The following is a 6,298-nucleotide window of genomic DNA, read 5'->3' on the forward strand; positions in this document are numbered from 1 at the left end:
CATCATGGATTTCGAATTCAACGCAGACCAGGTCGCGCTGCGCGACAGCATCCGCCGCTATCTGAAGAACGAAGTGGCGCCGCGCATCAATGACTGCGAGCGCGAGCGCCGCATTCCGCTGGACGTGCTTGCCGGTGTCAGCCAGTTTGGCTATATCGGCGGCATGCTGCCCGAAGAAGACGGCGGCCTGGGCCTCGACTTCATCACGTGGGCGATGATGCTCGAGGACGCGGGCTACTACTGGGGCTCGCTGCGTACCATCGTCAACATCACCAACGTGTTCGCGCGGCTGGTGAGCCAGCTCGGCACGCCGGAACAGAAGGCACGCTTCCTGGCACCAGTGATGGCGTGCACGAAGGGCGCGTGCGTGGCCTTCAGCGAGCCGAACCACGGTTCCAACCCGGCCGGCATCGAAACCCGCGCCGAGGACAAGGGCGACCACTACCTGCTGAGTGGTTCGAAGCTGTGGATCACCAATGGCGTGGCGGCCGACTATGTGATCGTGCTGGCGCGCCTGCACAGCGCCACTTCGAACGGCGGGCACTCGCTGTTCCTGCTGGACAAGGCGGAAACGCCGATCGACGCGCGGCTGGTCGACAAGATGGTGCTCAAGGCGTCGGGCACGTCGGAGCTGTTCCTCGATGGCATCCGGCTGCCCAAGTCCAGCCTGCTGGGCGAGGAGGGCGGGGCGCTCAAGGCCATGTCGGTCGGCCTGAACTACGGGCGCATGAACATCGCCATGGGCGCGGTCGGTGCCGCGCAGGCAGCGCTGGACCTGTCGGTCGAATACGCGAAGACGCGCAAGCAGTTTGGCAAGACCATCGGCGAGTTCCAGCTCGTGCAGAAGCACATCGTCGACATGATGGTGCGCGTGGAAGCGGCGCGGGCGCTGGGCTACAAGGCGGCCGTTACGCTGGAGAAGGGCTTGCCGTCGCGCATCGAGTGCTCGATTGCCAAGCTCTATGCGGCCGAGGCCGCGCATGAAGTGGCAAAGATCGCCATCGGCGTGCATGGCGGCCTGGGGTACTCCACCGAGTATCCGCTTGAACGGATCTTCCGCGATACCAGTGGCGGACTCATTCCGGAAGGCACCGCGGAAATCCAGACGCTGATCGTCGGGCGCGAAGTGCTCGGCATGTCGGCCATCGTGTGAGGAGGGCGGACATGCACGCAACGCAATCGCTGACGCCTGCCGCGCTCGAAGGACTTCGCTATTACTGGGAAGACCTGGCGCCCGGCATGGCGTTCGACACCGCCAGCCGCACCATTACCGAGGCCGATGTCGTGGGTTTCGCTGCGCTCAGTGCGGACTACAACCGCGTCCACGTGGATGCCGAGTACGCCGCCGGCACGGCCTGGGGCAAGCGCATCGCGCACGGCATGCTGGTGGCGTCGGTGTTGTCCGGGTTGAACACGCGCACGGTCATCAACCAGTTGCTGGAGCCATCCATTGTCGGGCTGCTGGAAGTCAGCTTCCGCTTTCCGAAGCCCACGCTGATCGGTGACACCATCCGTGGCCGCATCGAAGTGGCCGGCTGCCGGGAAACCTCGAACGCCGGCCGGGGGATTGTTGAATTCCGCCGCCTGGCGATCAATCAACGCGACGAAGTGGTCTGCGAGTGCAACGCCCGGATGATGGTGCTGCGCCGCCCGGCCGCCTGACGACCGATACAAGAAGGATGTTCCATGGTCACCACTGAAATTGGCTACACCACGCTCGACAAGATCACCGTACGCGGCCAGGACTTGTCGAACGACCTGCTGGGCAAGCTCGACTTCGTCGAGATGATGATGCTCACCATCCTCAACCGCGTGCCGGACGAGCGCGAGAAGCGGATGATCAACCTGATCCTCGTCACGGCCTGCGACCATGGCCTGACGCCCAGCGCGATGAGCGCACGCCTGACTTACCTCGGTGCGCCCGAGGCGATGCAGGCCGCGGTCGCGGCCGGCTTGCTCGGCGCGGGCAGCGTGTTCCTCGGCACCACACAGAACGCGGCGGAACTGCTGATCCACGCGGCGCGCGAGTTGCCCGAGGAGGCTTCGGACGAGGCCGTGCTTGCATGCGCACGTGAGGCCATTCGCGTGGCCCGCGAAAAGAAGCAGGCCATCTATGGCGTCGGCCACCCGATCCACGTGCAGGGCGATCCGCGTGTGCCGACGCTGGCGCGCGTGTCGCGCGAGAACGGCTGCTATGGCAAGCACTGGCGCCTGATGATGGCCATCGAGACAGTATTCCGCGAAGAGATGGGCAAGAACCTGCCGATCAACGCGGTGGGCGCCATCGGCGCCATCATCGGCGACATGGGGCTGGACCCGCTGCTTGCACGCGGCTTCATGCTCGTGGGCCGTGCGGCCGGCCTGCTAGCGCACCTGTACGAGGAACGCCAGCAGCCGATCGGTCAACAACTCTGGGACCTGGTGCTGCAACAGGATTCGCGCAACGAGATCCCGGTGCGCAAGGCGAAGAACGGTTGATCCGGCCTATCGAATCGGATCCACAGAATTCGGGAGAACAGACAGAATGACAGTAAGCCTCGAACAGAAAGCCGTCATCGTGACGGGCGCAGGCACCGGCATCGGCCGGGAAGTCGCGCTGGCCGTGGCCGCCGCGGGCGCGAAGGTGGTGGTCAACGACATTGGTGCATCGCTGTCGGGCGAAGGACAGGATGCCTCGCCGGCTCAGCGCGTGGTGGAAGAAATCCGCGCGGCGGGCGGCACGGCGGTGGCAAGTACTGACAGCGTTTCCGAGTGGGACAGCGCGCGCCGCGTGGTGCAATGCGCGGTGGACAATTTCGGTCGTGTGGACAGCGTCGTCAACAACGCCGGCATCCTGCGCGACCGCATGTTCCACAAGATGGAGCCGGAGGAGTTCGAAGCGGTGGTGCGCGTCCACCTGTTCGGCACCTTCTACATCAGCCGTGCCGCCTCCGAGTTCATGCGCGAGCAGTCGTCCAGCAGCATGATTCACATGACATCCACCGCCGGCCTGCTCGGCAATGTGGGGCAGGCCAACTATTCGGCCGCCAAGCTCGGCATCGTCGCGCTGTCGAAGTCGATTGCCGTCGACATGGCGCGCTACAACGTGCGCTCCAACTGCATCGCGCCGTTCGCGTGGAGCCGCATGACCAGTTCCATGCCGACCGACACGCCGGAGCAGCAGGCGCGCGTGGCCCGGCTGCAGCGCATGGAAGCGAACAAGATTGCGCCGCTTGCGGTGTACCTGGCCAGCGACGCCGCGAGCGCAGTCAACGGGCAGATCTTCGGCGTGCGCGCCAACGAGATCTACCTGTTCTCGCAGAACCGGCCGATCCGGTCGGTCCATCGCGACGGCGGCTGGACGGTGGAGTCGCTCGCCGAGACCGCCATGCCGGCCATGAAAGGCAGCTTTGTACCGCTCGAACGTTCGCCCGATGTGATCTGCTGGGACCCGATCTGACCCGGCTTGTCCGGAGTGCGACAGCGCCTTTCATGGCGTGCCGCACTCCATTGCTCTCCTTCAATTAGCACACGATGACGCAGCAGACCAAGGCTCCGCTCGACGGGGTCACCGTTCTTGATTTCTCCGAACTCCTGCCCGGCCCGTTCCTGACGCAGAATCTGCTCGAACTCGGTGCGACGGTGATCAAGGTGGAGCGGCCGCCGCACGGCGACAACGCGCGCCGGATCGCGCCTGGGCTGTTCCGCTCGGTCAACCGCGGCAAGCAGACCCTCATGGCGGATCTGAAGGACCCGGAACAGGCCGCGGAGGTCTGGAAGCTGGCGGCCACCGCCGACATCGTGGTCGAGGGCTACCGGCCCGGCGTGATGGCGCGGCTGGCCTTCGACTACGAGACGCTGGCGGCCGCCAATCCCGGCGTGATCTATGTCTCGTTGACGGGCTTCGGCCAGGAAGGCCCGCTGGCGAAGGTGCCGGGGCACGACATCAACTATCTCGCCGTGGCGGGGGTGCTCGCGCTGTCCGGCACGGACCCGGCGCGGCCCGACCACGGCGCCGGGATTCCGCTGGCCGACTTGTGCGGCGCGATGTACGGGCTGTCGAGCACGCTGGCCGCGCTGTACCAGCGCCAGCGAACGGGCCGGGGCCAGTTCCTGGACGTGTCGCTCACGGATTGCGCGATGCACTGGATGAATCCGCGCCTCGGTCATTTCGACGAAGCAGGGCTGGACTCGCTGCAGGCCCAGCGCGAAGACATCCTCGCCAAGCCGGCCTACGGGGTCTTCCGTACGGCAGACGACGCCCTGATCTCGATTGCCGCGCTGGAAGATCATTTCTGGGACCGACTGGCCCGGTTGCTCGAACTGGACCCGCAGCTATTGGCGCTCGGCGGGCATCATGCGCGAGTGGCGCTGGCGGCGCAGATCAATGCGGCCATTGCCGCCCGCGTGGTCACGTTCGAGGCCGACGCGCTGCTGTCGATGCTGATCGAGGCGGACATTCCGGCATCGCCCGTGGTGACACCGGCCGCGCTGCGCTCTGCAGAGCATGGCCAGCGCAGGCAGCTCCTGGCTGCGGAAGGCAACGGTGCCTTCTTCCGCTATCCGGTGGCGATGGCGGGCGTGCGCGGGGGAGAGTGAGTGACCAGGACCGGTTCGCGTGATCGCAATGCCGGTCCGTTTGCCCCTCGGTGAATCAACCAACCATGAAATCCCTGACTTCAAGGATGAGCAGGATGAGAACCAAAGTGAAATCCGTCGCGGCTTTCGTCGCCGTGTTCCTCGGAGCGGCATCGGTAGCCCCAGCGTTTGCCCAGGGCACCTCCGAGGCGGAGGTCAGGGAGATCGCCCGGGATGCCTATGTGTATGCCTATCCGATCGTCACCATGGACGTCAGCATGCGCCAGTCGACCAACGTGCCGGATGCGAACACCGTTCCGCTGCGCGCACCGCTCAACCAGTTCGCCCATGCGCGCACATATCCGCGCGCCGAGAACAAGGATGTCGTTCGCTACAACTTCGATACCCTGTACTCGCCGGTCTGGCTCGATCTCTCGCGCGAGCCGATCATCCTGTCGGTTCCCGATACCAGCGGACGCTACTACCTGCTGCCGATGCTCGACATGTGGACGGACGTGTTCAGCGTCGTCGGCTCACGCACGACGGGCTCCAAGGCAGGCAATTTCGCCATCGTGGCACCAGGCTGGAACGGAACGCTGCCGGACGGCATGACCAGAATCGTCGCGCCGACATCGACCATCTGGATTCTCGGCCGCACGCAAACGAACGGGCCTGCGGACTATGCGAACGTCCACAAGGTCCAGGACGGCTACAAGCTGACGCCGCTCAGCCAGTGGGGCCAGAACTACGCTTCTGCAGTGGCCATGCCGACCGACCCGGCGATCGATAACAAGACGCCACCGTTCGTCCAGGTGAACAAGATGGATGGCGTAACGGTGCTCGGCCGTCTCGCCGACCTGATGGCAAAGTATCCGCCGCACGGCAACGACTATCCGATCCTGTTCCGCATGAAGAAGATCGGCCTTGAGCCCGGCAAGCCTTTCGATGCGTCGAAGCTCGATCCGGCGCTGGTGAAGACCATCAATGCTGCCGCCAGGGACGCGCTTGCGGATCTGGAGCGATCCGGCAAGAGCGGCGCCGGGATTGGTACCCACGTCAACGGCTGGTTCTATCAGACCAACACCGTCGGCACCTATGGGACCGTCTACAAGCTCCGCGCGATGGCGGCGCTGATCGGCCTCGGTGTCAACTTGCCGGAGGATGCCGTGTATCCGGCGTCGTTTGTGGATGGGGAGGGCAGGCCTTACAGCGGTGCCAGCCGCTACGTGCTGCATTTCGGCAAGGGCGGGCTCCCTCCTGCCGGTGCCTTCTGGTCGGTCACGCTGTACGACAAGGACGGCTACCAGGTGGCGAACTCGCTTGACCGCTTTGCCTTGGGCGACCGCGACAAGCTCAAGTTCAATCCCGATGGCTCGCTCGATATCTATATCCAGAACGCGTCACCGGGGCCGGACAGGGCATCGAACTGGCTGCCCGCGCCGAAGGGCGAGTTCAATCTCGCCATGCGCCTGTACTCGCCGCGGCGCGAGGCGCTGGACGGCTCCTGGACACCGCCGGCGGTCAGGAAGGTGGACTGATGAAGGTAAGAGGCGCAGCAGTGAGATTTTCGATATGTGGAACGAGTGGGATGAACGCCAAAACAAGACCGGTTGCAGCATCGGCCGCGTTGCTGCTAGGGCCTGTTCACACTAATTTGATTTAGTTGTATGCTTCGGTGATGGAAATCACCGAAGCCCAATATCGACAGATTGAACACTGCTTGCCTCGCCAGCGTGGCAAC

6 protein-coding genes are annotated in these 6,298 nt (G+C 64.7%); all 6 read left to right on the forward strand.

Translation table 11 applies throughout. From position 1 onward, the window contains the following. The first annotated feature begins 4 nt into the window (after positions 1–4). The 6 genes from KHO41_RS37370 (at position 5) to KHO41_RS37395 (ending at position 6,095) form a co-directional block, all read left to right on the forward strand. Positions 5–1,153, forward strand: a complete 1,149-nt coding sequence (locus KHO41_RS37370) for an acyl-CoA dehydrogenase family protein (protein ID WP_211958260.1) — start codon at positions 5–7, stop codon at positions 1,151–1,153. A gap of 11 nt (positions 1,154–1,164) precedes the next feature. Then, positions 1,165–1,662, forward strand: coding sequence for a MaoC family dehydratase (locus tag KHO41_RS37375; RefSeq protein WP_211958261.1), 498 nt, complete (start codon positions 1,165–1,167; stop codon positions 1,660–1,662). 24 nt (positions 1,663–1,686) lie between these two features. Then, positions 1,687–2,478 carry a citryl-CoA lyase gene (locus KHO41_RS37380; protein ID WP_211958262.1) on the forward strand — a complete coding sequence of 264 codons (792 nt, stop codon included), beginning with the start codon at positions 1,687–1,689 and terminating at the stop codon, positions 2,476–2,478. A gap of 46 nt (positions 2,479–2,524) precedes the next feature. Continuing rightward, positions 2,525–3,439, forward strand: a complete 915-nt coding sequence (locus KHO41_RS37385) for an SDR family NAD(P)-dependent oxidoreductase (protein WP_211958263.1) — start codon at positions 2,525–2,527, stop codon at positions 3,437–3,439. Positions 3,440–3,513: 74 nt separating this feature from the next. Beyond that, positions 3,514–4,578: a CaiB/BaiF CoA transferase family protein gene (locus KHO41_RS37390; RefSeq protein ID WP_211958264.1), complete on the forward strand. Its 1,065-nt coding sequence runs from the start codon at positions 3,514–3,516 to the stop codon at positions 4,576–4,578. A gap of 95 nt (positions 4,579–4,673) precedes the next feature. After that, positions 4,674–6,095, forward strand: a complete 1,422-nt coding sequence (locus tag KHO41_RS37395) for a DUF1254 domain-containing protein (protein WP_211958265.1) — start codon at positions 4,674–4,676, stop codon at positions 6,093–6,095. Positions 6,096–6,298 lie beyond the last annotated feature (203 nt).

This window comes from Cupriavidus numazuensis (assembly GCF_905397435.1).
GTDB classification, from domain to species: Bacteria; Pseudomonadota; Gammaproteobacteria; order Burkholderiales; family Burkholderiaceae; genus Cupriavidus; species Cupriavidus numazuensis.

Excerpts from the sequence above, each read along its gene's own strand:
- KHO41_RS37380 (WP_211958262.1), top strand. The coding sequence starts at position 1,687 with ATGGTCACCACTGAAATTGGCTACACCACGCTCGACAAGATCACCGTA.
- KHO41_RS37375 (WP_211958261.1), top strand. The coding sequence starts at position 1,165 with ATGCACGCAACGCAATCGCTGACGCCTGCCGCGCTCGAAGGACTTCGC.
- KHO41_RS37395 (WP_211958265.1), top strand. The coding sequence starts at position 4,674 with ATGAGAACCAAAGTGAAATCCGTCGCGGCTTTCGTCGCCGTGTTCCTC.
- KHO41_RS37370 (WP_211958260.1), top strand. The coding sequence starts at position 5 with ATGGATTTCGAATTCAACGCAGACCAGGTCGCGCTGCGCGACAGCATC.
- KHO41_RS37385 (WP_211958263.1), top strand. The coding sequence starts at position 2,525 with ATGACAGTAAGCCTCGAACAGAAAGCCGTCATCGTGACGGGCGCAGGC.
- KHO41_RS37390 (WP_211958264.1), top strand. The coding sequence starts at position 3,514 with ATGACGCAGCAGACCAAGGCTCCGCTCGACGGGGTCACCGTTCTTGAT.